This window comes from uncultured Idiomarina sp., from assembly GCF_964010655.1.
GTDB lineage: Bacteria > Pseudomonadota > Gammaproteobacteria > Enterobacterales > Alteromonadaceae > Idiomarina > Idiomarina baltica.
The window spans coordinates 31,742-57,946 of sequence record NZ_CAXGLS010000006.1 but is presented as its reverse complement, the minus strand read 5'-3'; the positions used below and the strand labels follow the sequence as shown (position 1 = coordinate 57,946).

Sequence of the window (26,205 nt, the reverse complement as noted above, 5' to 3'; positions counted from 1 at the left end):
ATCACTCCCGTTGTCCAAAAATTGCACTTCCAATACGTACCATGTTAGCACCTGCGTGTATTGCTTGTCGCATATCACCGCTCATTCCCATAGAAAGGGTGTCAACAGATGGGTGCAGTTGTTGCAACTGTTGGTAAAGTTCACGCATGCTCGTGAAGCTATCAAGTTGCTGCTTTTCATCGGTATCTGCTTCTAAGATGGTCATGATGCCACGTAGTTTCAAGTGCGGGCACTTGCTGACAAACTTTGCGAGTGCATTAACATCACTTTTTTTTACACCGGATTTATTCGGGTCGTTATCGATATTTACCTGTAAGAGTACATTGAGCGGGGGCAAAGCACCTGAACGCTGGTCATTTAAACGACGAGCAATTTTCTCTCGATCGATACTTTGAACCCAGTCAAAGTGTTCAGCGACAAGTTTAGTTTTATTGGACTGTAGCGGACCAATAAAGTGCCAGGTTATATCCAGCGCTTGCAACTGTTGCACCTTGGCAACCCCTTCTTGAACATAATTCTCAGCAAATTCGCGTTGGCCAGCTTCGTACGCAACCCGAATAGCTTCGGCTGAATGCTTTTTACTCACAGCGAGCAGCCGCACGGACTCCCTATAGGTAGTCTGTTCGGCCATAGCGTTAATGTTTTGACGAATTTGTCCAAGACTTTTGACAATATTTTCTGCTACCTTGGTCACCATTATTCCTTGTTTATCAGATAGAGAATTCAACGATGAATGTAAGCGAACTGCTTTCCTTTAGTATGAAGCAATCGGCTTCAGATTTGCATCTTTCTGCAGGCAGTGTGCCTATGATACGAGTGGATGGTGATATTCGACCACTTAAAATGGACCCTCATTCACATCAAGAACTTCGTACCATGTTGTTCGATATTATGTCAGAAGGTCAGCAGGAAGAGTTTAACGAGCGTTTCGAATGTGACTTCTCGTTTTCTATTGAGTCTGTTGCGCGCTTCCGTGTCAACGTTTTCACTCAACGGCACGGTATCGCGGCTGCCTTCCGGGTCATCCCAAGCGAAGTTACGACCTTAGAAGAGCTCAATGCGCCAGAGATATTTAAAGACATTGTCGATGCGCCTCGCGGTTTGGTGTTGGTTACAGGACCCACGGGATCGGGTAAGTCAACAACGTTGGCGGCGATGGTTGATTACATTAACCGTTCACGTTCACAACATATTTTAACAATTGAAGATCCGATTGAGTTTGTGCATGAGAATAAACAAAGCTTAATCAGTCAACGCGAAGTGCATCGTGATACACGCAGCTTTGAAGCCGCTTTACGCTCGGCGCTGCGGGAAGACCCGGATGTCATTTTGGTCGGTGAGATGCGCGACTTGCAAACCATTCGCTTAGCCATGACTGCGGCAGAAACCGGGCATTTGGTGTTGGGTACGTTGCATACCACTTCAGCGCCTAAAACCGTTGATCGTATTATTGATGTGTTCCCTGGAGACGATAAACCCATGGTGCGCTCGATGCTCTCAGAATCATTACGGGCTGTCATTTCGCAAAGCTTATTAAAACGCGTGGGCGGAGGTCGTGTGGCGGCACATGAGATCATGCTGACAACCCCTGCGATTAAGAACTTGATTCGGGAGGATAAAGTCGCACAAATGTACTCTGTTATCCAGACGGGACAGGAGAAAGGAATGCAAACACTCGATCAGTCGTTAAAGAAATTACTCTCGCGAGGCGATATAGATAGGGAAGAGGCGCGTCGTTGCGCTGCGAACAAAGAGGATTTCTAGTGATACGACTCGGGTGCGCGGTTGTCATTTTGACCCTTTCGCTGGCTGTTCAGGCGCAGCAATCTACACGTATTGCGCTAGGTTGTTGTGTCGACCAGAGTGAGCGACAGGCGGTATGGGATGCGTTGAACCTGGCTGAACCCGAGGTGTTTGCTTTACTCGGTAATGGGGTTGCTGCAAACGCTGATGATATGGATGACTTACTTGCGGCGTACGAGGTGTTTAATCGCTACCGAGGTCCGCGGATGCTGCGCAGAAACAGCGCTTTTGTCTCGACGTGGGGAGAGGATGATTACAGTATTGATGGACACGTCGGTGCTGACAACCCGCAACGTTATGCGGTACGCAATCACTTTTTGACCTTTTGGCGTGAGCCGCTGACGTCTGAACGTATGTTCCAAGAGCATGGTATTGCTAAAAGCTTTATCATCGGGGAAGCGCCGCAGCGGGTACAGGTGATTTTATTGGACACGCGTTGGGCGCGCGAGCCGTTAAAGAAAAGAGGTTTGCTTGAGCGAGTCAGCCTTTACTTCGATGACAATAATGGTCCCCTACAAGTGGGTGACGCCAATAGACTGCTGGGTGAAGGCCAATGGCAGTGGTTAGAACAGCAACTGTCGAAAGAAGCAGAAATACGTATTTTGCTTTCTGAAATGCCATTTTTAGCACCACAGAACGGATACCCGAGCTGGGCTCTGTTTACGCAGGAGCAGAAGCGACTGTTTGCGCTGTTAAAAAACCTAAATGTGAAACATGTTGTGCTGGGGCATGGTGGTATTCATTTTGGTCAAATTGTCAAAGCGCCTCAGTTACTAGACTATCCTGTTTGGCAAGTCAGTTCGGGCACCATTAATAGAGACAATGGGACGCCGTATCAGTTTAGTCAGCGACAAGGTTTGGGCGAGCCAAGTACGCGGTTTGGTATGATCGAGATTACATGGTCAGAACAACCGACCGTGACGCTCTCATTGAGAGACGTCAACGGGCGGCCATTGACTCAAACGACAATTAATTTGCGTGACTTGCAGTAATGTTTAATTGTGGCGGTTGACGATGCTGGGTCGCTTGCTCGTAGCTGTAGGCGGCCTCGATCAATACAGGCTCTGCATTCGCCGTGGAAAAGAAGCTAATGCCAACGGGTAGTTTTGGCTGCTTGGGAAGTTCAATATACCCCATCGGTACGGTAATGTGCGGATACCCCGCAACAGCTGCCGGTGAGCTTGCGGAACCAGCGTAATGGTCACCATTCACCAAGTCGATTTTCCAACTAGGACCGGTCGTGGGCGCAACTAACAAATCCAGATCATGCTCAGTAAGCATCTTATCGATACCCTCGGGTCCAGCTAGACGCTTACTTTTCTCCAGCGCATCTAAATAGCGAGATTCATCAGCAGCGGTCATATTGTTTGCCATGATAAAGAGCTCTTGACCAAAATACGGGAGTTCTTTATCTGCCATCCGATTGTTAGCCTCAATTAAGTCCGACATGCTGCGGTACGGCAGATTAGTGGTCGCAAGGTACGCCGCCATATCGTGCTTGAATTCATATAACAAAACGGTGAATTCGGCATCGCCGTACTCACCATAAGTTGGCATTTCCACATCAACTAGCGTAGCGCCTTGTGCTTTTAGCACGTCCAATTGTTGCTCGAACTGCTGATCAAGTAATTCGTTATACCCCATTAAGTTACGAACGACTCCAATACGCTTACCTTTGAGCCCATCTTCGTTCAAATAATCGGTCAACACGGTGTCGGAGCGGAAGCTAGCGGAATCGCTCCCATCGTAGGATGCCATTGCCTGCATTAGTGTAACTGCGCCCGCCACGGTTCGTGCCATTGGACCTGCGGTATCTTGACTGTGCGAGATAGGGATGATGCCGTCACGACTAATTAAACCTAACGTTGGTTTGATGCTGACAATACCGTTTACCGCTCCGGGGCAGACGAGTGAACCATCGGTTTCAGTACCGACTGCGAAGGTGGTGAAGTCGGCAGCGACGGCCGCTCCTGAGCCTGCGCTTGAGCCACACGTGGAGCGGGTAGGATCGTATGGGTTACGCGCTAGGCCGCCAACACCACTCCATCCAGAGCTTGAACGTGTTGAACGAAAGTTAGCCCACTCACTCAAATTGGCCTTGCCTAAGATAATTGCACCTTGCTTACGAAGGTTTGTCACTAAAGTGGCGTCATCCTCGGGATAGTTTTCGGCAAATAAAACGGATCCCGCGGTATTGGCGAGTCCATCCGCTGTATCGATATTATCTTTCAGTAACACAGGAATTCCGTGAAGAGGACCGCGGACATTGCCTTGTTTACGTTCGTTATCTAACATTTTAGCTTGATTTAACGCGTCAGGGTTAAGGCTGATAACCGCACGCAATTGAGCGCCCTGTTGGTTGTTTGCTTCTATCTGACGTAAATAATGCGTTATCAGTTCCGCTGAAGAGAGCTCGCCTTGTGCTAGTGCGTCTTGAATCGTTAGATAATCGGCATGTGCGAATTGAAACGTGGCTTCACTTTGTTGGCTGCTGACCGTGGCGGGATTCGTTTCTGTCGGCAACGTTTGACATGCGGTTAACGCTAAAGCCAAGCTGAGTGATAAGGTTGTTTTGCTAAGTTTGGATAGAGCCATAATCGAGTTCATCCCTGTTATTTTTATGTTGCACTAAAATCGCACACCTTCTTAGGTAAGGCGAGAAAAAATAAGGTAGAATAGCGGAATATTGAGATTTATAGCAGGTTGTATAGGTATGAAAGTTCTGGGTATCGAAACGTCGTGTGACGAGACGGGGATCGCTATTTATGACACTGAGAACGGGCTACTGGCGCATAAATTATACTCACAAGTAAAACTGCACGCAGATTATGGTGGTGTAGTTCCGGAGTTGGCTTCTCGGGACCACGTTCGTAAAGTGTTGCCGCTTATACAGGAAGCGTTTGCCGAAGCCGAGCTATCGCGGGAAGATATTGATGCGATAGCTTACACCTGTGGCCCGGGTCTAGTCGGAGCTTTGCTTGTCGGTAGTTGTATAGGTCGAAGCCTCGCTTTCGCTTGGGATGTTCCAGCGGTGGGCGTTCACCACATGGAAGGGCACCTGCTGGCTCCGATGTTAGAAGATGCACGTCCCGAGTTTCCCTTTGTCGCGCTACTCGTTTCTGGGGGACACACGCAACTAGTTGATGTGAAAGGAATTGGACAATACGAGTTGCTTGGAGAGTCGGTCGACGATGCGGCTGGTGAAGCGTTTGATAAAACAGCCAAGTTGATGGGGCTGGATTATCCGGGAGGACCTCGACTGGCTCGACTTGCTGAAAGTGGGCGTTCTGAACGTTTTAAGTTTCCGCGTCCAATGACCGATCGTCCAGGTCTCGATTTTTCGTTTAGTGGCTTAAAAACGTTTACCGCCAATACGTTGGCGAGCAGTCCTAATGATGATCAAACGCGAGCTGATATTGCCCGCGCATTCGAGGATGCTGTCGTTGATACTCTGGCTATTAAATGTAAGCGTGCGCTCAAACAAACTGGACGCCAGCGACTCGTTGTTGCGGGCGGGGTGAGCGCTAATAAACACTTGCGCCAACAACTTGAACATTTAATGACGAAATTGAAAGGGCAGGTGTTCTATCCAAGAACAGAGTTTTGCACTGACAATGGTGCCATGATTGCGTTAGCAGGCGCCCTTCGTTTAGAGGCGGGCGAAAAAACAGGGTTGGCGATCAAAACTTTCCCGCGTTGGCCATTAACTGATCTTGCTGCGCACGGTTCTTAAAGTTATTGATCTCTACGAAATGAAGTTTCTTTACCTGATGTGAGTCGTATAATATTCGCTTGATGGCGCCACAGAATGAGCGCTGAAATCATAATTACAGGCACGGTGTATTGAGGTTTTATCCAATATGCATAAAACGGCGCAAGACACACGGTAACGAGCGCAGCAAGAGAAGAAATGCGACTCAGCTTGAAGACCAGAAGCCAGGTAGCGATCAGCAACAGCGCCATCGCCCAAGCCACAGGAAACATTGAGCCTAGGGCGGTTGCGACGGCTTTGCCGCCACGAAAATTAAAGTACAAGGGGAAGATATGACCCAGGCAAGCGGCGACAGCTATTAAGCCAAGAAAAAACGGTTCGATCCCTAAAAAATAGGAGCTCCAGACAGGGATCATCCCCTTGAGCACGTCGAACAGAAGCGTCAATATTGCGGGCAGTTTACCCCCAACTCGATAGACATTGGTCGCTCCGGGATTACCGGAACCCGATAATCTGGGGTCGGGCAGTCGCCAAAGCTTACAAATGAGCACGGCACTACTGATCGAGCCCAGTAGATAGGCAGCGAGTATCATCAGTAAAGTCAGTGCGCTCATAGGGTTCGATTCTTCCTAAGATTAGGTTAAGCTTTATAGACCTAGAATAAGCGGTTTTTAGTCGAATTACCAATGAGGAAATTTATGTCCCAACAAGGATTAGATGAAGTACTGATTGAGGGGCTAGAAGTTGACGCAACTATCGGCGTTTACGACTGGGAACAAGATATTCAACAAAAGCTGATCATTGATCTCACACTGGCATGGGATTGCCAGCGCGCAGGTCAGTCGGACAGTATCGATGATGCGCTCGATTATGCCGCAGTCAGCCAAGCCGTTGAACGTTGGATTCAAGCAAAGCCGAGAGCATTAATTGAGACCGTTGCAGAAGGTATTGCCGAGTTATTATTTAAAGATTTTGGTGTTAATGAAGTCCAGGTAAAGGTCAGTAAGCCTGGCGCTGTGCCGACGGCAAACAATGTAGCTGTAAAAATACAGCGGACCCGTGTAGACGGACCGTTCGGATAATTGCGATGGCACGTGTATTTTTAGGTGTGGGTTCGAACTCCGACCGAGAGCGCCACATCCTTAATGGGCTGATTGATATCAACGAGCACTTTAACTGGGTGCAGCGTTCCCAGGTCTATGAAAGTGAAGCGGTTGGCTTTGCAGGACATGCGTTTTATAACCTCGTAGTTGAAGTAACCACAACGCTCGATGTCGAATCGGTCCTTCAGCAGTGTAAGGCGATTGAGAAAGCGCATGGACGTACTCACGGGGGGCCTAAATTTAGTCCCCGTACGTTGGATATCGACGTACTGCTATACGATGACTTGGTTCGCGAATCAGAGCCTCAATTACCGCGTGCTGAAATTTTAGAGAATGCCTTCGTTTTATTGCCGCTAGCGGATATCGCACCGATGCGCAGACATCCGGTTAACGGCAAAACCTATCGTGCTTTGTGGCAAACTTATAACCGAACACAACAGCTAGCTCCACTCAAAGATGAGCGTTGGCTGCCGTTTTAAATTAAGCCACGTTTTATCGCTAACAAGCGCTCCTCATTCAGTACTTGGCCTACCTCAGGCCCTTTAAGGCCTCGTGCAACGATAGATGAGGCATCAATCGATCGAGCCTGAGTCAAGGCACTTACAATACAGCCATCACTGATATTAGGTCGTGCGATATGGCGGATGTGTGCCAATTGCTCGATACGCTCTGGTTGGCGCCACATATCAGCGCCATTAGCAAGCTCTAATAGTTGTGCGGGACTGAGTGGTGAGGGTTGCAATAACCACTTGCGGCTACCAAACACTGCTTGTGCTAACCGTTTATACTGATTGGGCAGACGTAGCTTTTGACTCAACAAATTAATTTCAAAAGTATCGCCTTGGCGTAACATGAGCGTTGCAAATCGTGTGTGAGTGCACTGTGTGACTTGGCTAATTTGTTGTAGGTCGCTCACTGATGAGGGCGATATCGTCAATTCAGGCATCACCTGCGACCATGCATCAATTTCGACTAATAGCTCAATAAACGCTGCTGGCGCATCGGTGGCGAGCGCCTTTTCCCATTCTCGCCATACTCGTTCTGCAACGAGTGTCTTTAACTCGCCCGAACGAGCCATGGCTTTCATCAGGTTTTTGGTTTCCTGTGCGACCGTAAAGCCCAAGGGTTTAAATCGTGCATAGAACCGTGCCACGCGAAGCACTCGCAAGGGATCTTCAACAAACGCAGGCGAAACGTGACGCAATAGCTTGCGTTCAATATCTTGCTGTCCGCCATAGGGATCGATCAGGTGTCCGTGCTCGTCTTCAGCGATGGCATTAATGGTTAAATCTCGGCGTTCTAAGTCTTGGGAAAGCGTTATCGTTGTATCTGTATTAACTTGAAACCCCGTGTATCCTTGTCCTTGCTTACGCTCAGTACGCGCCAGTGCATACTCTTCCCGTGTCTGTGGGTGTAAGAACACAGGAAAATCCTTACCCACTTGTTGATAACCTAAAGCGAGCATTTGGTCAGGGGTTGCGCCCACCACAACATAATCTTTATCACCGACAGGACAGCCCAATAACTGGTCTCGAACGGCTCCACCGACTAAATATATATCCAATTGCACCTCCATGCTTTAAGGTGATGATCGCGAATCACTAGTTTAAGCGCAAGTAACTCGTTACACTGAGGCTAAAAAAGTTTGGCATGACTATGTATCAACAGCATTTTGGATTAACCGCAGAACCATTTTCGATCGCGCCCGATCCGCACTTTCTCTATCATAGTGAACGTCACCAAGAAGCGCTCGCGCATTTAGTGCAGGGGTTGCAAGGCAGTGGTGGTTTTATTCTACTGACCGGAGAAGTCGGTACGGGAAAAACCACGGTATCGCGTGCGTTACTTGAGCAACTGCCCGAGTCGACAGAAATTGCCTTTATCCTAAACCCGATGCTTAACGAGAATGAGTTGTTGGCGACGTTATGTGATGAGTGGGGGATCCGCTATCAAAAAGGACGTGCAACACGTAAAGTACTGACCGATAAAATCAGTCAGTTTCTACTCGACGCTCATCAACAGGATCGTCAGTGTGTCGTGCTGATTGATGAAGCGCAACACTTAAAGCCCCAAGTACTCGAGCAGCTGCGGTTACTCACCAATTTAGAAACGACAAAAAATAAGTTACTACGGGTCATTTTAATCGGACAGCCTGAGCTACAAACCTTACTAAAACGGCAAGAGCTTCGACAGCTGGCGCAGCGCATTACAGCCCGTTATCACTTGTTACCATTGACCAACTACGATACCGAACGATATATCGCTTATCGCTGTCAGATGGCGGGCGCCAACCGAGCACTGTTTACTCAGCCTGCGGCGATGACGGCCCACAAACTGACGGGCGGAGTACCCAGGCTATTAAATTTACTCTGCGATCGCGCGCTCTTAGTTGCTTACGCAGATGGTCAAATGCAAGTCGACAAAGCGCATGTTAAACGCGCCTCACAAGAGCTGGGCCAATTTGACGAGCCTCAACAACGCGCTCAGACGGCGTCACGTTGGCCGTGGCTTCTACTGCCAATCGCGGCAGTAATAATAGCCGCTCTGATGCGCTGGTGGTCAGTTCCCGAGATTCAGGTGGAAGAACCGATTAGCAACTATGACTATCAAAATGCGCAATTACTGGCGACTGCGTGGCAATTGCCTCAACCGCCTCGGCAACAAGCCTTTTGTGATTGGGTAAAGAATTATCAGCTCGCTTGCTTAAAAACCAATGCGGTCAGCGTGTCGCAATTACAGCAAATAAACTACCCGGCGCTATTGTTGCGAGATACTCAAACAGGCATCGTATTGAAGTCGATGGAACCGGTTGATACCCAGGGGTGGACAGGAGAAGTCATCGGCTTATATCAGCGACCCGATATTCGATACCAAGATGGGGCTACGGAATCTGAAGCTTTGACACAATGGGTTAAGGAGCAACTGGCGCGTTATTTAAGCGATACCCAGCAGCGTTTGAATGCGCAAGCACAATTACAAGCGATTCAAAGACAAGCTGGACTACCGATCACTGGCGAGTTAAATCAAGTTACATTGGCGTGGTTAAGTGCACGCTACTTTGAATCCGGTCCGCGCTTACAGGAGGTTAACTGATGTCTTCTATCTTAAAAGCGCTAAAGCAACAGCAGTCCCCCATCGTGCGCACACAAAGCCAACTTAATAACGAGCTATTCGCAGCGCAAAAAAACTCGGCTTCAGGGACTGCCAAGTGGGCTATCGGTGCTTGTGTAGCTGCCATCGCCTGCAGTTTAGTGGTTTTGTATCTCCCTTTGGGTGAACAAGACAACGCGGTAGCGCAACAGGCCCAGCAACCAGAGGTCTATCGTTGGGGAAATGCGGCTACAGTACCTACCATCGATTGGGCGGCAGCACCTGAGCCTAAGCCGGCTGAACCCGAGCCGATAATTGTTAATCCAAGAGGACAAGCAGCTCAGCAGCCAGCAAGTCAGCAAGATGCGTTGGCTACTGAGGGCATTTCTGAGGATTTGCTGAGTCGCTTTGAACAAGCTGTTAAAGCAACGGCCGATGCTAAGCAAAATGACGTCGATAGCGTGATTCCTACTTTATCGAAACTCAATCCGTCGTTACAGCGACAGATTCGTGCGTTCACGTACGATGCACATATGTACGTTTCTGATGAGAGTCGTCGGTGGATAGAGCTTGATCAACAAAAACTAATGGTTGGCGATCAATTTCGCGACATGCAAGTTGTAAAGATCGAGCCACAACGAGTGGTTTTACGCAGACAGGGCAAGCTTTTCGCGGTCGAAGCGCTGGTTGATTGGAAAGGCGCCCAATGATTGACAATTGAGCGTGACCTTTTTACTCTTTAAACAACTGAATTAAACGCCTGTTTGAAAAAACGTCGAACGGGTTCAACTTTGTATAAAGAGAGGTAGGTCATGGCCGATTATCGTGCGCCAAGAGATGACATGGATTTTGTCCTTCATGATGTATTTAATGTCACCGCCGATTGGCAAAAAAGCGACATGCTTGCGGAGATGATGGATCAAGACACAGCGTCAGCGATTCTTGATGAAGCCGCAAAGGTCGCTGAGCAGCTCATCGCGCCGGTATCTCGTCAAGCTGATGAGGAAGGCGTGAGTTTTAATGGCGGTGAAGTCACGACACCCGCAGCTTATAAGGAAAACTTCCGCCAATTAGCTGAAGGTGGCTGGGTGGGCGTTACCGCAAACCCAGATTTTGGTGGTATGGGGCTACCGAAATCACTCTCAGCTCAGTACGAAGAAATGCTGTGTTCGGCCGATGTCGCTTTTTCCCTTTACCCTGGGCTAACCTCTGGCGCCATCATGACGCTTGATTTGCATGGTAGCGACGACATCAAACAAACTTATCTAGAGAAAATGGTGCAAGGCGAGTGGACCGGCACCATGTGCTTAACTGAACCTCATGCGGGTACTGACTTAGGGATTATAAAAACTAAAGCCGAACCACAAGGTGACGATAGCTATCTCATTTCAGGAACCAAGATTTTCATCACCGGTGGTGAACATGATTTGGTCGATAATATCGTACACCTAGTGCTGGCAAAATTGCCTGACGCACCCGCTGGCACGAAAGGTATATCGCTTTTTGTAGTGCCGAAATTTTTAGTCAACGACGATGGCTCAGTCGGTGAGCGTAATGCGGTCAGTTGTGGCTCCATTGAACATAAAATGGGAATCCATGGTTCAGCTACTTGCGTGATGAACTTTGACGGCGCACGCGGCTGGATGGTCGGTGAGCCTAACCGTGGTTTGGCTGCGATGTTTACCATGATGAACTATGAACGTCTGGGAGTAGGGATTCAGGGTCTTGGAACCGCAGAACGCTCTTATCAAAATGCGTTGGAGTATGCGAGAGAACGTATTCAGGGACGCGGTGCAAAAGCGACGCGTGATATGAGTGCAGCTGCTGATCCCTTATTGGTGCATGGCGACATCCGTCGGATGTTGTTAACCATGAAGTCACTTACCGAAGGTGGACGTGCGTTTTCAACCTGGGTTGGGCAACAATTGGACCGAGCAAAATACGGTGAGTCAGATGAAGTGAAGCAACAGGCGGACGCAATGGTGGCACTGCTAACCCCTGTTGCAAAAGCCTTTTTGACGGACACGGGTCTTGAGTCAACAATTCATGGACAACAGATTTTCGGCGGTCACGGCTATGTTCGGGAGTGGGGACAAGAGCAACTCATTCGTGACACCCGCATTGCACAAATTTATGAAGGCACCAATGGTATTCAAGCACTCGACTTACTCGGGCGCAAAGTGGTTGGTTCTAAAGGTCAGCTGCTACATCCATTTGTTGCCGAGATTAAAGCATTTGTTAATGAAGCTGCCACCGACAACTGGAATGCTCAATTTAATCAACTCAAGCAGGCCGTTGATGAACTAGAACGCGTGACCGGACAAATCATTGAGCGCACGCAAAATGATGAGAATCAAGTCAACTCCGTTGCGGTGGAGTATTTGCATTTGGTCGGTTATATTGCGTATGCATACTTATGGTTACGTATGGCATTGGTTGCAGAGACAAAACAAGGCGAACGGCCTTACTTGGCGAGCAAAATTAAGACAGCACGGTTTTATTTTGCGCGGATATTGCCACGTATTTCGTCATTGATCAGTGCCATCGAAGACGGTAGTGAGAGCTTATATTTACATGACGACGAAGACTTCTAAACAAACAATTAGCTTTTATCGCGATAGTCGCCGCCCCCAAGGTTGGGGCGGCTTTTTTTTAGCCCTATGGATGGCGATTTATATTGGTGGAAAGGTTCCGTTGTGGCTGATAGCTATTGGCGTACTGTTAACGATGACGATATTTATTATTATCGTAATTAAGTTCCGACCAAAACAGGAAGCTGCGTATTGGGACGGGCGAGAACTCGTTGAAAGGCGTTTTATCTTGCCACCCAAACACTATCTGCTAAATGAACCACCGCGGGTTGTCCGTCATGAAGCGGATATAGCCGCCGTCGAATTTAGTGACGGAGGTGGTAAACATGAAGTTTATATTATTTACGATGAAGCTCTTGAGCAGCAGCTTGAGGGAACCGACATTGTTATTAAGGATAACCGATAGCCTACAAAAAAGCGGCGCCTGAGGCGCCGCCGCTTTTGTTTGCATCGATAGACAACTCGATCGATTAGTCGTCCAGCGAGAGTAGTGTCGCATTACCACCGACAGCAGTGATGTTGTCGGAACGCGTTTTTTCAGTAATGAAACGCGTGAGGTAGTGCGGTCCACCTGCTTTCGGCCCAGTACCTGACATACCACGTCCACCGAATGGTTGAACGCCGACAATCGCACCGATTTGGTTACGGTTGATGTAAACGTTACCGACATCAACGCGGCTTGCGATGTCATACGCGAACGTTTCGTTACGGCTATGGATGCCAAATGTAAGGCCGTAACCTGTGCCGTTGATACTGTCGATTACATCATCCAACTCTTCAGTTTTGTAGCGGATGACATGAAGAATTGGACCAAAGTTTTCCTTGACTAACTGGCTGATGCTGTCGATTTCAATAGCCGTTGGCGCAACAAAAGTGCCGCCTTGAGTATAATCAGGCATCGGCGCTCGAGCGATCAGACGACCCGCTTGTTGAATATCTGAGATATGCTGTTCCAAATTAGTTTTAGCAATACCGTCAATGACTGGACCGACATCGGTTTCGTGCAACAACGGATCGCCGACTTCAAGTTCTTCCATCGCACCGCGCAGTAAGTCGAAAATACGATCCGCAATATCATCTTGGACAAACAAAACACGCAGTGCTGAGCAGCGCTGTCCGGCACTTTGGAATGCACTTGCGACAACATCAGTGACCACTTGCTCAGGTAGCGACGTTGAATCGATTAACATGGCATTCTGACCGCCTGTTTCGGCAATCAGCGGCACGATAGGCCCAGTGCGCGCTGCTAAAGCGCGGTTGATTGCCTGTGCTGTATAGGTAGAGCCTGTGAAGCAAACACCGCCGATGTCTTCCTGAGAAGTCAGGAAACTACCGACTTCGGCACCACTACCTGGCATAAAGTGCAAGACATTGCCTGGCACACCGGCTTCCAGAGCAAGTTGTACTGCACGATATGCTATAAGCCCAGTTTGCTCAGCTGGTTTAGCGATAACAGAGTTACCGGTTACCAGTGCAGCGACGACTTGGCCAACGAAAATAGCAAGAGGGAAGTTCCACGGGCTGATGCAAATAAAGGTACCGCGACCTTCGAGTTTCAGTTTGTTGTCTTCGCCTGTGGGGCCTGGCAACTGAATCTCGCCGTCCATTAATTTACGCGCTTCTTTCGCATAGTAGCGGCAGAAATCAACGGCTTCACGGACTTCATCAATACCGTCTTGCAAGCCTTTGCCCGCCTCAACGGAACACAGCGCAATTAATTCATTACGGTTAGCTTCCATTAAGTCGGCAAATTTTTCGAGGCAGGTCGCACGTTCGTCAACCGGCACCTCACGCCATGCACGATAGGCTTTATTAGCGCTTTGCAATGCTTGTTCAGCAAGCTTTTTATCGCCCCAATAAATACTACCCACTTGTTTTGTAGTCTCTTGCGGGCTAGTGATGCTTACTTGGTGGTCGGTCTCTACGGTCTTACCGTCAACAATTGGGCCACCTTGCCATTGTTTGTCGCGATACTGTTGTACCGCGGCAATGAAATCATCTGCTTGTGAGTGAATATTCATATTCAATCCTAATGAATTTTTGCGTTCCTCATACATTGCAGGAGGAAGTGGAATCTTGTCGTTAGCATAAACTTCGTGACGCATTGCTGTCTTCAGCGGATGTACAACCAATTCGTCGACGGGGGTATCAGCATCAAGTAGCTTATGAACGAATGACGAGTTAGCACCGTTCTCGAGTAAGCGGCGCACTAAGTAAGGTAATAGATCGCGATGAGGACCCACGGGCGCATATATGCGCACAACCATACCTGGCTTCTGCTTCATCAGCGTGTCGTAAAGATTATCACCCATACCATGTAGGCGTTGATACTCAATGCGGCGCTTATGCGTCTCGTTCATGTGCTCAATAGACATAATGGTCTGCGCATTATGAGTTGCAAACTGTGGATAGATGGCACCATCCGTATCATCGCTTAGTAAGTAACGTGCGCAGGCAATATAAGAAAGATCACTGTGAGCCTTGCGGGTAAACACAGGATATCCTGTGACACCATTCTCTTGACTCCATTTAATCTCATTATCCCAGTACGCACCTTTTACTAAACGTACAGGAATTTCATCGCCGCACTCGCGGGCAAGCGCAGTAATCCAGCATAAGGTGGGCAATGCGCGCTTAGAGTAGGCTTGAACCACCAAACCAAAGCGCGGCCAGCCTTTACACACACCACTCCGATACACTTTTTCGAATAACTCGAGTGATAATTCGTGGCGATCCACCTCCTCAGCATCGATGGTCACGCCAACATCAGCTTCTTTCGCAAGCTTGACGAGGTCGGTGAGCGTCGTCGCCAACTCAGTTAATACGCGTTCGTGGTTCGATGCCTCGTAACGCGGGTGCAGCGCCGATAGTTTGATAGAAATCGTGGGGCGCGGTGCATCCGGATTATTGAATTTTTCATTGGTGATGGTTTTAATCGAATTGACGTACTGTTGCTTGTAGTACTCTGCATCACTCATCGTTAATGCGGCTTCGCCGAGCATATCGTAAGCGTGGGTATAGCCTTTGTCGCGATTTTCACGACTTTCTTTTAAGGCTTCCTCAATCGTACGGCCTAAAACAAACTGTTTACCCATAATTTGCATCGCGGCATACGTTGCTTTACGAACCACGGGTTTACCTAGCTTGCGGATCATGCGGCGGAAGGTGCCTCGTGGCGTTTCCATCGCTTTTCCGGTGGGATTGATAACGCCGTTGGTAAGCGCTAACCCCCAAGTACCGGAATTAACTAACCATGAAGCACTTTGGCCCATATGCTTTTGCCAATCACCGCCTGACAATTTGTCTTGTATCAGGGCGTCTGCAGTGGCTGCATCGGGAATACGTAACAGAGCCTCGGCGAGACACATGAGGATAATACCCTCTTTGGTGTCTAAGCTGTACTCTTGCAAAAACGAATCGACCATACCGTTGTCGGCTTGCTCTCGCACTTGCTCGACTAACTTGGCGGCGCGCTCCGTCACTGTACTAACCGCGTCATCATCTGACGGCACCAGCGGCAACAACTCACGCATATATGCATCTTCATCGACGATATAATTGTCGGTTATTGCTTGCTGCAAGGACTTCAGATCCTCTGCCTGATGGCTTTTGGATAGCACCTCACTCGCTTTGAACATAGCATCTCCTGTTTGGCCAGGCCGAAGCTCGGCGTGCTTCCCCAACGATGGGAATCGGGCGCAAGTATACGATTATTTTTGCGCCGGTAAAGACTTTCCAAAGCTACGTTGCATATTTTCTCGATGGCTGTCAATAAAGCCTTGAAAACAATGTTTATTGACCCTTTGGAAACAAGTCAGTACCTTTAGCACAAAGCTTCCAGCACTGGGTACCCCAACATGTCACAAGAAATTGAGCTCAAACTATTAATTGAGCCACAACAGCGTGAGAATACACTCAATGAATGTCGAACCGTGGCTCAAGAGCACGGAGCAGAATCGTCTTATCAGGCGCTCGAATTGGCGAACGCATATTTTGATACCAGCGATCTGCGATTACGACAGTATGATATGGGTTTACGTATCAGACGTTCAGGAGATCAATTAGAGCAAACAATCAAGTTGGCAGGTCGAGTTCTTGGTGGCATGCACGAACGACCAGAATATAACCTTAATGTTGACTCGATGGAGCCGGATATCACCTTATTTGATGAGGGGATATGGCCGGATGATTTCCCTGTATACGATATCCAGCGCGATCTACAAGCGCTTTTCAAAACGGACTTCACTCGCCACAAATGGCACATTCCAAGCGGGGATGGTCAGATTGAACTTGTGCTTGATATGGGTGAGATTGTCGCGGGTGAAAAAACAGAACGAATCGTTGAGATGGAGCTAGAGCTACAAGGCGGCGACCTTGCTGATGTCTATCGTTTAGCGGAACGTCTCGTGAAAAAAGCGAACGCACGAATGGGTTCTCTCAGTAAAGCCGCGCGTGGTTACTTATTAGCAGGAAAGAGTGCGTTGGAACCCTTTGTTCAAACGCACTTTGTTGATATTAATTCGGATTATTCGCTCGCCGACGCACTTTATAAGGCGCTCGAGTACGGTTTGCGTCATTGGCAACACAACGAGGCATGTCTGGAGTATCACGCCCACGTTCGCGCTGCTCAAGGTATGGCCGACGGAATTTATCTTTGCCGCGCAGTCATTGATCAGCTGAGAAGTCTCGACATTGACTGTCGCGATCTGCCTGAACAATTAGCGGAAATCCACCAGTCGCTAAGCTGGCTAAAGCGTTTTGAAGGATTGGCTGAGCTCACGGCCGAAGATGGCGCTTATCATCGAGCGTTAAAAAAGCAATCAAGTTTGTACGAGCATTTAGAGGATACTCAACAGCAAGTGATACAATTAGCAGAATTGGTCAAGGTGGTGCGTTCTGATAGTTATCAATGTGTATTGCTCGATTTGTCTCAATTTTTAATGGAAAAGCCGACTAACGAGGCGCTTGAGCAGCCTTGTCAAAGTTGGAGTACAGAACTTTTACGCAACGACTGGAAAGACGTTCAAGCGGCGTTCGAGGAAGTTGAGGATATGTCAGAAGAGCGTTATTTAAAGTTGTTGCCGGCTTTACAACATAGCTTAATGCTAGGTACCTGCTTAGGTCAGCTGTACGATGCTCAGCAGCGTGATAACTTCCGTTCGCCGTGGCTTGACCTAGCGCGGGGGATTCGTGAAATTAACGCGCTCCACATTCTACATGAAATGGTAAAAAACAGTGATGATCTTGCCGATGAGAAATTACTGGAATGGCAAAAAGTTCAACGCGAATCCTTACTAACTGCTTTAGAGTACTCACGCAAGGCGGCATTACGTCGTGAACCTTATTGGCAGCAATAAGTGGGTGACCATGCAAAACCGATTAGACCGAGTACCGGCAAAACACTTTATTGAAGCCTCGGAGCCAGTTTGGCAGCGTATTCACGAGCAGATCCGTTTACCGCAAGGCATGCTCAATTCACTACGTCATGGTGTCGCCGTCTCCTCTTTTATTGGCGAGGTAGCTGAGCGGTATCCCGAAGCGTTAGCCGCAGCGTGGCTTGAACCGATTTCGGCAAATGAGATTCGAGCGGCTTTTTTAACTCATATTGCAGCGGTTGAGTCCGAGAATGAACTAAAAGCTGCTGTGAGGCGATTCAGGCATGCTCACATGGCAGCGAGTGCGCTATTAGAATGGCAAGGTCAACGCAGCTTAGCTGAATCACTCGCCTTTTATTCGGAACTCGCCGATACATTGATTATCGAATCATTACACTGGCTTGAACAGCGCTTTTATCAACGTTTAGGGCGTCCGCTCGATATTGATGGCGAACTGCAGCATCTTTATGTGCTCGGTATGGGCAAGCTCGGCGGTCGTGAGCTCAACTTTTCCTCTGATATCGATCTTATTTTTTATTATCCAGAGCAGGGTGAAACACAGGGCGGCTCGCGGTCGGTAGAAAACTCCGTGTTTTTTACTCGGTTAGCTCAGGCGTTAATCGCTGTTTTGGATGAAAACACGTTTGATGGTCAAGCGTTTCGTGTCGATATGCGGCTTCGGCCTTTTGGACAGTCAGGCCCGCTGGTCACGAGCTTAGCGGCTTTAGAGCATTACTATCAGGAGCAAGGGCGTGACTGGGAACGCTATGCGATGGTAAAGGCACGGCTGCTCAATCGTTTAGGCAAGAAGCAGACAAATGCATTTCAAGAACTCATCCGGCCGTTTGTCTACAGACGTTACATTGATTTCGGTGCTATTGAAGCGCTGCGCAAAATGAAGCTTCTGATTACTCAGGAGACCAGGCGACAGGGCGCACAGGGTAATATTAAGTTAGCAGCGGGTGGGATACGAGAAGTTGAGTTCATTGCCCAAGCCCATCAGTTGATCCGTGGTGGACGCGAGAAGTCGTTACAAACGCGCTCAATCTATCGTGCATACGAGGCAATGGTCAACCTCGACATCTTCCAAGGGTCAGTGGCAAAACGTCTACTGCAAGCCTATGAGTTGCTTCGTGAAGTTGAACATCGACTGCAACAATTAGCTGATGAGCAAACGCAAAAGCTACCTCACGATGAATCAGCGCAAGAGAAACTTGCTTATCTCATGGGTGAGGAAGACTTTGCTCAGCTTGAGCAACGCATTGTTCAAGCGATGGACTTTATTCACAATGAATTTAAGCAAGTGGTAGGTGAAGGATCTGAGTGCGACGAGGAAGAGCAAAGTCTACAAGTGCTATGGCAAGATATGCTCGAAGACGACGCGGCACTGGAAATTATTGCTGCAGAAGGTGAGCAAGATGTTGACGGTATCTGGCGTTTAATCAAGCAATTTCGCAGTGAAGCTCGTAAGCGAAGTTCGGGGCCGCGAGGTCGAGCCGCATTAGCGCGTTTAATGCCATTGTTATTTCGGCAGATGATAGCGCAACCTCAATCGATGACGATTCTTGAGCGTGTGCTTACTGTTATTCGCGCCATTATGAGTAGAACAGCTTACATTGAGTTGTTGGCCGAAAACCCAGGCGCCCGAGTTCAACTTTGTCGTCTGTGTGCCGCTTCACCGTGGGTTTCGCAGCAATTGGCACTGCATCCTATTCTACTCGACGAGCTGATCGATCCGCAGCACTTGTACCAACTACCTGATTTGACTGATTACCCAAGCGTACTCAATGAGTTTCTGATACGCACGCCCGAAGATGATTTAGAGTCACAAATGGATGCGTTACGGCAAGCGAAACAGGTGTTGCAGCTTAAAATTGCGGCTGCGGATATCACGGGTGGCTTAGAGCTTATGAAAGTAAGTGACCACTTGAGTTATTTGGCTCAGGCGGTGACCGCAGAAGTCGTGCATCTGGCTTGGCGACAAATGGCGCAGCGTCACGGCACACCGCCAGGACGTTCGATACAGGATACGGGCTTTGGCGTACTGGCATACGGTAAGCTAGGGGGGTTGGAGCTCGGATATGGCTCAGATCTTGATTTGGTCTTTGTGACTCACGCGCAGTACGAAGGCTACACTGATGGTGCCAAACCTATCGAAGTGCAACAATTTTACTTGCGATTGGCGCAGCGTATTCTGCACTTATTTACTACACGAACCGTGGCGGGAGTTTTATACGAGGTTGATTTACGCTTAAGACCCTCTGGTCAAGCTGGCTTATTGGTAACGCAGTTAGATTCGTTTATCCGCTACTTACGCGATGATGCATGGACTTGGGAGTTGCAGGCTTTGGTGCGTGCGCGCCCGATATACGGGACCGATGCTGTGCAAGCTGACTTACAAGATATCCGTTGCGCCATTTTGTCGCGTACGCGAGAAGCAACTAGCTTACGGGAAGATATTCTTGCGATGCGCCAAAAGATGCGGGCACATCTTTCAAGCGGGGGCACTCACTTCGATATCAAGCAAGATCCAGGCGGGATAGCGGACATCGAGTTTATTGCGCAGTATCTAGTACTCAACTATGCGCATGATTATCCACAATTGACCGAGTATTCGGACAATATTCGTATCCTAACTTGCGCCGAACAGTGTCATTTAATCGATCCTGTGGAAGCACAAGATCTTATCAACGCGTATCAAATTTTTCGCTGTGAGAGCCATGCGTTGGCATTACAGGGCGAAGATGCGTTAAGCCAACACGACTTAACCACAGAGCGTGATGCAGTTCGTCGTGTTTGGTCGCGTTTACTGAGCGAAAATGCGAGCGGCATTTAGCTGTAGTAGCTCGGCATATCCTCTTGGGGTCGTGTTTTGAAGCGTCGATGGACCCATAGGTACTGTTCAGGCGCTTTCAATACGGCTTGCTCAACCAGTTGGTTAATGAGCGTTGCGTCGGCGAGGTCATCGCCTATCGGGAAGTTGACTAACTTAGGCTCGTAGTAAACATCGTAGCCCGTGCCATCTTCACGTCGAACGCAACGACTGACAATAACGTTGCAGTTTTTGTGGTTGGCGAACAGCATGGTGCCGGTGGTTGTAGAAGCGTCAGGGACTGCGAAAAAGGGAGCGAATACGACGCGGCGACGGCCATAGTCTTGATCCGGTAAATAACCGGCTATTTCACCGTTCTTGATAGCATTGACCATGCCTTTTACATCGCGACGTTGGATCATATACTTGTTTGAACGCGCGCGCCCTTTAGTCTGTAAGTACTCCATAACGGCATTGTTGTGAGGACGATAGAGTCCAACTGCAGGCTCAACAAAGCCGTGTAAACGTGCATGAACCTCTAAACTCAAGAAGTGGAACAAGAGCATTAATACGCCTTTGCCGCCTTCTTGAGCATCTCTTAGGTTTTCTTCGCCATGGACGTGCAGCTTGCGTTTGATACGCCAATTCGGCCACCACCACGCGATACCCACTTCGAAATAGGCGATTCCCGTATTTTCTAAGTTTTTCTTAACTAATCGTTCGATCTCATCGGCCGGTTTATCGGGAAATGCCAGTGCTAAGTTACGGCGTGCAATGGCGACTCGACGCGGTAACGCCTTCATTAACAATCGGCCCAAGCCTTTACCCATGGCGATCTGTAGGCGATACGGTAACCATGAAACAGAATAAAGGAAAATAACACCGAGCCAAGTTAGCCAGAACTTAGGGTGTAAAAAATAGAGTTTAAACTTGGGTTGTTCGATCACGGACACAGTTCTTATTTTGGAACGAATAATACGTAGATTAACACAAATCAAAAACGTGCAGTGAACCGACCATTCACTGCACGTTCAGTGTTGAAGCTTAATTGAACGACTTATTCAGCCGCCGTGCTATCAACATTTTCAGAGAGGCTTTCGTTGATGGCTTGCAAATCATCAGCTTGCAATTCCCCAACCGTTTGTTCGAGGTTGATACGCTGACGAATATAGCCGTAGCGTGCCTGCGCTAGATTACGGCGTGCATCGAACAAATTACGGGTACTGTTAAGTACATCGACGATAGTCCGAGTACCCACTTCAAAGCCTGCTTCCGTTGCTTTTAGTGCACTCTCGGCTGAGGTTACTGCTTGCTGGAATGCACGGATACTCGCAATTGATGCATTGACCTCGTAGTAGGCATTGCGAACTTGACGCTCAACCGAGCGCTGAGTTTCCACCATTGATTGGCTTGCAGCAACATAGTTGTCGCGTGCCTGAGCAACTTGTGATGAGGTCCGGAAACCGCTGAAGATTGGTACAGAAACTTTTACACCAATAGAGCGCGTGTCAAGTCGAGGTAAGTCTATGGTGGTACCGTCGATCGTGGTTTCACTGTCTTGAGTACTGTAGCTTGCTGTTAAGCCAACAGTCGGGTAGTGACCGGCTTGATTAACTTCGATCTGCTGCTCGGCGATGTCAACATTCACCATGCTTTGCATGAGATTTAGATTGTTATTTTCAGCCTTTTTAACCCAACGGAGGACTTCCGCAGGCTGAGGGTCAGAAGGCGAAAAAGTATCGGTATTGAGACCGGCTAAGGATTGCGGATACTGACCTGTGATTTCGCGAATATTTTCCATCGCAATTTCAACGGCGTTACGCGCTTGAATTTCGCGAGCAACAGCGCTGTCATATTGAGCCTGCGCTTCATGAACGTCAGTAATCGCAGTCAGACCGACTGAAAACCGTTGTTTAGTCTGTTCTAGCTGGCGCTCGATTGCTCGTTTTTCAGATTGGGCAAAGGCTAAGTCGTCTTTTGCTTGCAGTGCACCAAAGTAGGCGTTTACGACGCGTAAGCGCAATGATTGTTCCGCGGCTTGATAAGCGACTTCAGCGCGATAGGCTTGTTTGTTAGCGATATCTGACTCTTTCCATGTGCTCCAGTCAAAAATGTTTTGATTTAAGCTAACGCCAGCGCTCCAGCCATTTGAATCGCGCTGGTATGTGCCTAAGCCTGGCTGGAATGATTCTGATGAAGAATCACTGATGCCAACTTCGCCCGCGATCTGTGGCCAGAATGCGGAATTAGCGATATCGACGTTCTTTTGTGCGGCATCACGCTCGGCGGCTGCCCGGAGTAAAGCTGGATCGTTCTTCACAGCTAACTGGTATACGTCACGTAAATCTTCTGCGCTGGTAGTAAAACTCGCTGTGGCTAGCGCTAAGCCAACAGTAATGGACACTAAATGTTTTTTCATTGCTAACGTTGCCCTGTGCTGATGGTATTCGACAGTGTAATCAGTGTATGAGTCGCTTTGAATATTCAATAAGTTTACATACACGTTTGAATGATTACCAGTTTAAACTTAATCTGGCTTAACTTTAAGCGAAAGAAGGTTTCAGATCACGCTTAAGTGTAACAGAATGTATGCAAATAGATGAGCTGCTTCTTTTTAGCGTTAGTTAGGAGTCATGGTGAAACAGTTTAGTAAAGATGATGTTCAAATTGAAAGTAAAGATTCACTTTATAAGGGATTTTTGTCGGTAAACCAGTACACACTCAAACATAAATTGTTTGCTGGCGGGTGGGGACCCTCGATTACGCGCGAACTGATGGAGCGCGGTGATGCCGTAGTGGTGATTCCCTATGACCCAATCACTCAGGAACTCGTGGTTCTAGAGCAGTTTCGTATGGGAGCTATGAAAAACGAATACGGTCCTTGGTTGTTAGAGTTTGTTGCTGGCATGTTTGATGGCGATGAAACGCCCGAACAAGTGGCGCATCGTGAATTATTTGAAGAGGCGGGGCTGCGCGCTAAGCAGTTAGTCAAAGCATTGAGTTATTATTCAAGCCCCGGGGGGACTGACGAGCGCTTAACTATTTATATTGCTGAAGTCGATGCCAGCCAAGCGGCTGAGCTAGCAGGAGTCGAGTCGGAACATGAGGATATCCGCGTGCACGTCAAACCCTTCGAAAGCGTGATAGAATGGTTAGAGCAAGGGCGCATTAATAATGCGGCTAGTGTGATTGGTCTACAATGGCTTCAATTACATATTAATAAGCTACCATTTGCCAAATAATTAAGGTGTAAAGCGTCGACTATGAGAGATGAGCGGTACGTTATTGATGTAGCTGAGTTACATCGTATTAATGAACGCAACTATGCCGGGTTGGTACGACTTGTACCGGACTCAGAACACCCACATGTCATTCGTGCTGGCGCGCACCTAACGTTTGAAATTACTCAGTTGAGTGAGTCAAAATACACGAGTGATGTCCGCATTGCGCAAAAGCGAGAGCATTGGTCAGCTGATTACTTACTGACACAACTCGACGTGCGTCTATATCATGATGTTCGGATGGCAGAGGTGCTCTCGAGTCAGGGGGTGAGTCGGCTGCGTGTAAACTATCAGCAGCCCAATCCAGAAATGCGACATCCTGATGAAAAACATCAAGTGAATCAGTTCCTAGCAGATTGGTTGATGCTCATTAAAACGCGTGGACAAGTGCCGATGCTACGCTTAGATAAATTTTTACCACACGACTTCAAATAGACCGATAATAGCGGTACATTGAATCCACAATAATAACCATATACACGACAATGTGTCGCGCTGGTCCAAAAATTAGATCATAACCATGACAGATTATAAATCCGATTCGATCGAGGTCTTAAACGGCCTTGAGCCGGTCCAACGTCGACCGGGTATGTATACAGACACGTCGCGCCCTAACCATCTTGGCCAAGAAGTTATCGATAACAGTGTCGACGAAGCGCTCGCAGGGCATGCTAAAACCATCACGGTGGTATTACACAAAGATCAGTCACTCGAAGTGACTGACGATGGTCGAGGCATGCCTGTTGATATTCACCCAGAGGAGAAAATCCCCGGGGTGGAGCTGATAATGAGTAAACTCCACGCGGGTGGGAAATTCTCTAATAAGAACTATCAATTTTCAGGTGGTCTTCATGGCGTCGGTATTTCGGTTGTTAACGCGTTATCCAAACGCGTCGAAATAACGATTCGCCGTGACAGTCAAGTGTACGAAATGGCGTTTGAAAACGGTGACAAAGTTTCAGAACTGGACGTCACCGGTACCTGTGGTAAACGTAATACGGGCACCCGCGTTCACTTTTGGCCCGATGAACAGTATTTCGACTCAAGTAAATTTTCAGTTTTAAAGCTGACCCATCTCCTACGTGCAAAAGCGGTTCTTTGTCCGGGATTGACCATTCGCTTTATCAATCATGTTGACGGAGAGGAAACAAGCTGGTTTTACGAGGATGGCTTAACGGACTACTTACGAGAAGCCGTTGAAGAATACCCCACACTGCCGGAGGCGCCTTTTGATGGAAGCTTTGTCAGTAAAACTGAGGCGGCAGAATGGGCAGTGACTTGGTTACCAGAAGGTGGGGAAGCGGTTACTGAAAGTTATGTGAACTTAATTCCCACTGCGCTAGGCGGCACGCACGTCAATGGCTTGCGACAAGGTTTGTTAGAAGCCATGCGAGAATTCTGTGAATTCCGTAATTTAACGCCGCGCGGTGTTAAATTAACGCCTGATGATGTGTGGGAGCGGTGTAGTTATATTCTTTCACTGAAGATGGAAGACCCGCAATTTGCCGGGCAGACTAAAGAACGTTTGTCGTCTCGCCAGTCGGCGAGTTTTGTTTCAGGTGTCGTAAAAGATTCATTCAGCCTGTGGCTCAATGAGCATACCGAACAAGCTGAGGCGCTTGCAGAACTTTGTATCTCTAATGCGCAGCGCCGCTTGAAAGCCAGTAAAAAGGTTGTTCGTAAAAAAGTAACGTCTGGCCCTGCACTTCCCGGCAAGCTGACAGACTGCTCGGGTCAAGACAGTGAGCGTAGTGAGCTATTTTTGGTCGAAGGTGACTCTGCAGGCGGCTCAGCTAAACAGGCGCGCGATCGTGAGTTTCAAGCGGTGATGCCGTTACGAGGAAAAATTCTCAATACCTGGGAGGTCGACCCAGAACAGATCCTTGCTTCCCAAGAAATACACGATATATCCGTCGCCGTGGGGGTTGATCCGAACTCGGTGGATTTGGACAAGCTGAGATACAACAAGATTTGTATTCTTGCTGATGCTGACTCGGATGGTCTGCATATCGCCACCTTATTGTGCGCTTTGTTCGTAAAACACTTCCGACCCTTGGTCGAAAATGGGCACATCTTTGTGGCAATGCCTCCGCTGTATCGCATTGATGTTGGCAAAGATGTGTTCTATGCCCTTGATGAAGGCGAGAAGCAGGGCATTCTTGATCGTATCGAAGCAGAGAAGCGCAAAGGAAAAGTCAACGTGCAGCGCTTCAAAGGGTTAGGTGAAATGAACCCATTGACACTCCGTGAAACGACCATGGACCCTAATACCCGTCGACTCGTACAGCTCACTATTGACGATGCTGAGGCGATGGAGGAATTGATGGATATGTTATTAGCGAAAAAGCGTGCAGCCGATCGCCGTACTTGGCTAGAGAGCAAAGGCAATATGGCCGATTTGGCAGAATTATAAAAATGACCACTGCGCGAAATGAATT

The 26,205-nt window shown here is 48.3% G+C and carries 21 protein-coding genes; 14 read left to right on the top strand and 7 right to left on the bottom strand.

Annotated elements, in window-relative coordinates:
• Position 1: 1 nt before the first annotated feature.
• Positions 2-697 carry a YggS family pyridoxal phosphate-dependent enzyme gene (locus ABNS04_RS03170; protein WP_272977743.1) on the bottom strand — a complete coding sequence of 232 codons (696 nt, stop codon included), beginning with the start codon at positions 695-697 and terminating at the stop codon, positions 2-4.
• Positions 698-729: 32 nt separating this feature from the next.
• On the opposite strand from ABNS04_RS03170, the gene ABNS04_RS03165 reads away from it, so the two are divergent.
• Together ABNS04_RS03165 and ABNS04_RS03160 are read left to right on the top strand one after the other, a co-directional pair.
• Positions 730-1,764 (top strand): type IV pilus twitching motility protein PilT, encoded by a 1,035-nt coding sequence (locus ABNS04_RS03165; RefSeq protein WP_272977744.1) that lies wholly within the window; start codon positions 730-732, stop codon positions 1,762-1,764.
• A complete protein-coding gene (locus tag ABNS04_RS03160; RefSeq protein WP_272977745.1) occupies positions 1,764-2,795 on the top strand; it encodes an alkaline phosphatase D family protein in 1,032 nt (343 codons plus the stop codon). The genes ABNS04_RS03165 and ABNS04_RS03160 overlap by 1 nt, the downstream gene beginning before the upstream one ends.
• On the opposite strand, the gene ABNS04_RS03155 is transcribed toward ABNS04_RS03160, so the two are convergent.
• Positions 2,773-4,398 (bottom strand): amidase, encoded by a 1,626-nt coding sequence (locus tag ABNS04_RS03155; protein ID WP_272977746.1) that lies wholly within the window; start codon positions 4,396-4,398, stop codon positions 2,773-2,775. The genes ABNS04_RS03160 and ABNS04_RS03155 overlap by 23 nt on opposite strands.
• A gap of 118 nt (positions 4,399-4,516) precedes the next feature.
• Between ABNS04_RS03155 and tsaD the strand changes: the two genes are divergently transcribed.
• Positions 4,517-5,536, top strand: coding sequence for a tRNA (adenosine(37)-N6)-threonylcarbamoyltransferase complex transferase subunit TsaD (tsaD, locus tag ABNS04_RS03150; RefSeq protein WP_272977747.1), 1,020 nt, complete (start codon positions 4,517-4,519; stop codon positions 5,534-5,536).
• Between the two features lie 2 nt (positions 5,537-5,538).
• On the opposite strand, the gene plsY is transcribed toward tsaD, so the two are convergent.
• On the bottom strand, positions 5,539-6,129 hold the full coding sequence (gene plsY, locus ABNS04_RS03145) for a glycerol-3-phosphate 1-O-acyltransferase PlsY (RefSeq protein WP_006956144.1): 591 nt from the start codon (positions 6,127-6,129) through the stop codon (positions 5,539-5,541).
• A gap of 84 nt (positions 6,130-6,213) precedes the next feature.
• Here plsY and folB point away from each other — a divergent pair, with 84 nt between their 5' ends.
• On the top strand, positions 6,214-6,597 hold the full coding sequence (folB, locus tag ABNS04_RS03140) for a dihydroneopterin aldolase (protein ID WP_006956145.1): 384 nt from the start codon (positions 6,214-6,216) through the stop codon (positions 6,595-6,597).
• A gap of 5 nt (positions 6,598-6,602) precedes the next feature.
• A complete protein-coding gene (gene folK, locus ABNS04_RS03135; protein ID WP_006956146.1) occupies positions 6,603-7,097 on the top strand; it encodes a 2-amino-4-hydroxy-6-hydroxymethyldihydropteridine diphosphokinase in 495 nt (164 codons plus the stop codon).
• On the opposite strand, the gene ABNS04_RS03130 is transcribed toward folK, so the two are convergent.
• The gene (locus ABNS04_RS03130) at positions 7,094-8,188 is read right to left on the bottom strand and encodes a hypothetical protein (RefSeq protein WP_337877888.1); all 1,095 of its coding nucleotides are present in this window, start codon (positions 8,186-8,188) and stop codon (positions 7,094-7,096) included. The two genes, folK and ABNS04_RS03130, sit on opposite strands and share 4 nt — an antisense overlap.
• An 86-nt stretch (positions 8,189-8,274) precedes the next feature.
• Between ABNS04_RS03130 and ABNS04_RS03125 the strand changes: the two genes are divergently transcribed.
• The 4 genes from ABNS04_RS03125 to ABNS04_RS03110 all read left to right on the top strand — a co-directional run bounded on the left by ABNS04_RS03125 (position 8,275) and on the right by ABNS04_RS03110 (position 12,705).
• Entirely contained in the window at positions 8,275-9,711 is a 1,437-nt protein-coding gene (locus ABNS04_RS03125; protein ID WP_272977755.1) for an AAA family ATPase, read from the top strand.
• The gene (locus ABNS04_RS03120) at positions 9,711-10,418 is read left to right on the top strand and encodes a general secretion pathway protein GspB (protein ID WP_272977749.1); all 708 of its coding nucleotides are present in this window, start codon (positions 9,711-9,713) and stop codon (positions 10,416-10,418) included. The genes ABNS04_RS03125 and ABNS04_RS03120 overlap by 1 nt, the downstream gene beginning before the upstream one ends.
• A gap of 102 nt (positions 10,419-10,520) precedes the next feature.
• Positions 10,521-12,302: an acyl-CoA dehydrogenase C-terminal domain-containing protein gene (locus tag ABNS04_RS03115; protein ID WP_272977750.1), complete on the top strand. Its 1,782-nt coding sequence runs from the start codon at positions 10,521-10,523 to the stop codon at positions 12,300-12,302.
• On the top strand, positions 12,283-12,705 hold the full coding sequence (locus tag ABNS04_RS03110) for a hypothetical protein (RefSeq protein WP_272977751.1): 423 nt from the start codon (positions 12,283-12,285) through the stop codon (positions 12,703-12,705). The genes ABNS04_RS03115 and ABNS04_RS03110 overlap by 20 nt, the downstream gene beginning before the upstream one ends.
• Before the next feature lie 64 nt (positions 12,706-12,769).
• Here the strand turns inward: ABNS04_RS03110 and putA are convergent, their stop codons facing one another.
• Positions 12,770-15,937, bottom strand: coding sequence for a bifunctional proline dehydrogenase/L-glutamate gamma-semialdehyde dehydrogenase PutA (gene putA / locus ABNS04_RS03105; RefSeq protein WP_286682137.1), 3,168 nt, complete (start codon positions 15,935-15,937; stop codon positions 12,770-12,772).
• Between the two features lie 219 nt (positions 15,938-16,156).
• Here putA and ABNS04_RS03100 point away from each other — a divergent pair, with 219 nt between their 5' ends.
• Both ABNS04_RS03100 and glnE read left to right on the top strand, forming a co-directional pair.
• The gene (locus ABNS04_RS03100) at positions 16,157-17,656 is read left to right on the top strand and encodes a CYTH and CHAD domain-containing protein (RefSeq protein WP_006956106.1); all 1,500 of its coding nucleotides are present in this window, start codon (positions 16,157-16,159) and stop codon (positions 17,654-17,656) included.
• A 10-nt stretch (positions 17,657-17,666) separates the two neighbouring features.
• Entirely contained in the window at positions 17,667-20,510 is a 2,844-nt protein-coding gene (gene glnE / locus ABNS04_RS03095) for a bifunctional [glutamate--ammonia ligase]-adenylyl-L-tyrosine phosphorylase/[glutamate--ammonia-ligase] adenylyltransferase (RefSeq protein ID WP_272977945.1), read from the top strand.
• Here glnE and lpxL read toward each other — a convergent pair.
• Both lpxL and tolC read right to left on the bottom strand, forming a co-directional pair.
• On the bottom strand, positions 20,507-21,433 hold the full coding sequence (lpxL, locus tag ABNS04_RS03090; RefSeq protein ID WP_006956102.1) for an LpxL/LpxP family Kdo(2)-lipid IV(A) lauroyl/palmitoleoyl acyltransferase: 927 nt from the start codon (positions 21,431-21,433) through the stop codon (positions 20,507-20,509). The two genes, glnE and lpxL, sit on opposite strands and share 4 nt — an antisense overlap.
• Positions 21,434-21,543: 110 nt before the next feature.
• Complete coding sequence (tolC, locus tag ABNS04_RS03085; protein WP_272977944.1) at positions 21,544-22,905, bottom strand: outer membrane channel protein TolC; 1,362 nt, start codon at positions 22,903-22,905, stop codon at positions 21,544-21,546.
• A 214-nt stretch (positions 22,906-23,119) separates the two neighbouring features.
• Here tolC and ABNS04_RS03080 point away from each other — a divergent pair, with 214 nt between their 5' ends.
• The 3 genes from ABNS04_RS03080 to parE all read left to right on the top strand — a co-directional run bounded on the left by ABNS04_RS03080 (position 23,120) and on the right by parE (position 26,180).
• Positions 23,120-23,728: an NUDIX domain-containing protein gene (locus ABNS04_RS03080; RefSeq protein WP_272977943.1), complete on the top strand. Its 609-nt coding sequence runs from the start codon at positions 23,120-23,122 to the stop codon at positions 23,726-23,728.
• A gap of 21 nt (positions 23,729-23,749) precedes the next feature.
• A complete protein-coding gene (locus ABNS04_RS03075) occupies positions 23,750-24,202 on the top strand; it encodes a DUF1249 domain-containing protein (RefSeq protein ID WP_006956983.1) in 453 nt (150 codons plus the stop codon).
• A gap of 79 nt (positions 24,203-24,281) precedes the next feature.
• Entirely contained in the window at positions 24,282-26,180 is a 1,899-nt protein-coding gene (parE, locus tag ABNS04_RS03070; RefSeq protein WP_207328229.1) for a DNA topoisomerase IV subunit B, read from the top strand.
• Positions 26,181-26,205 lie beyond the last annotated feature (25 nt).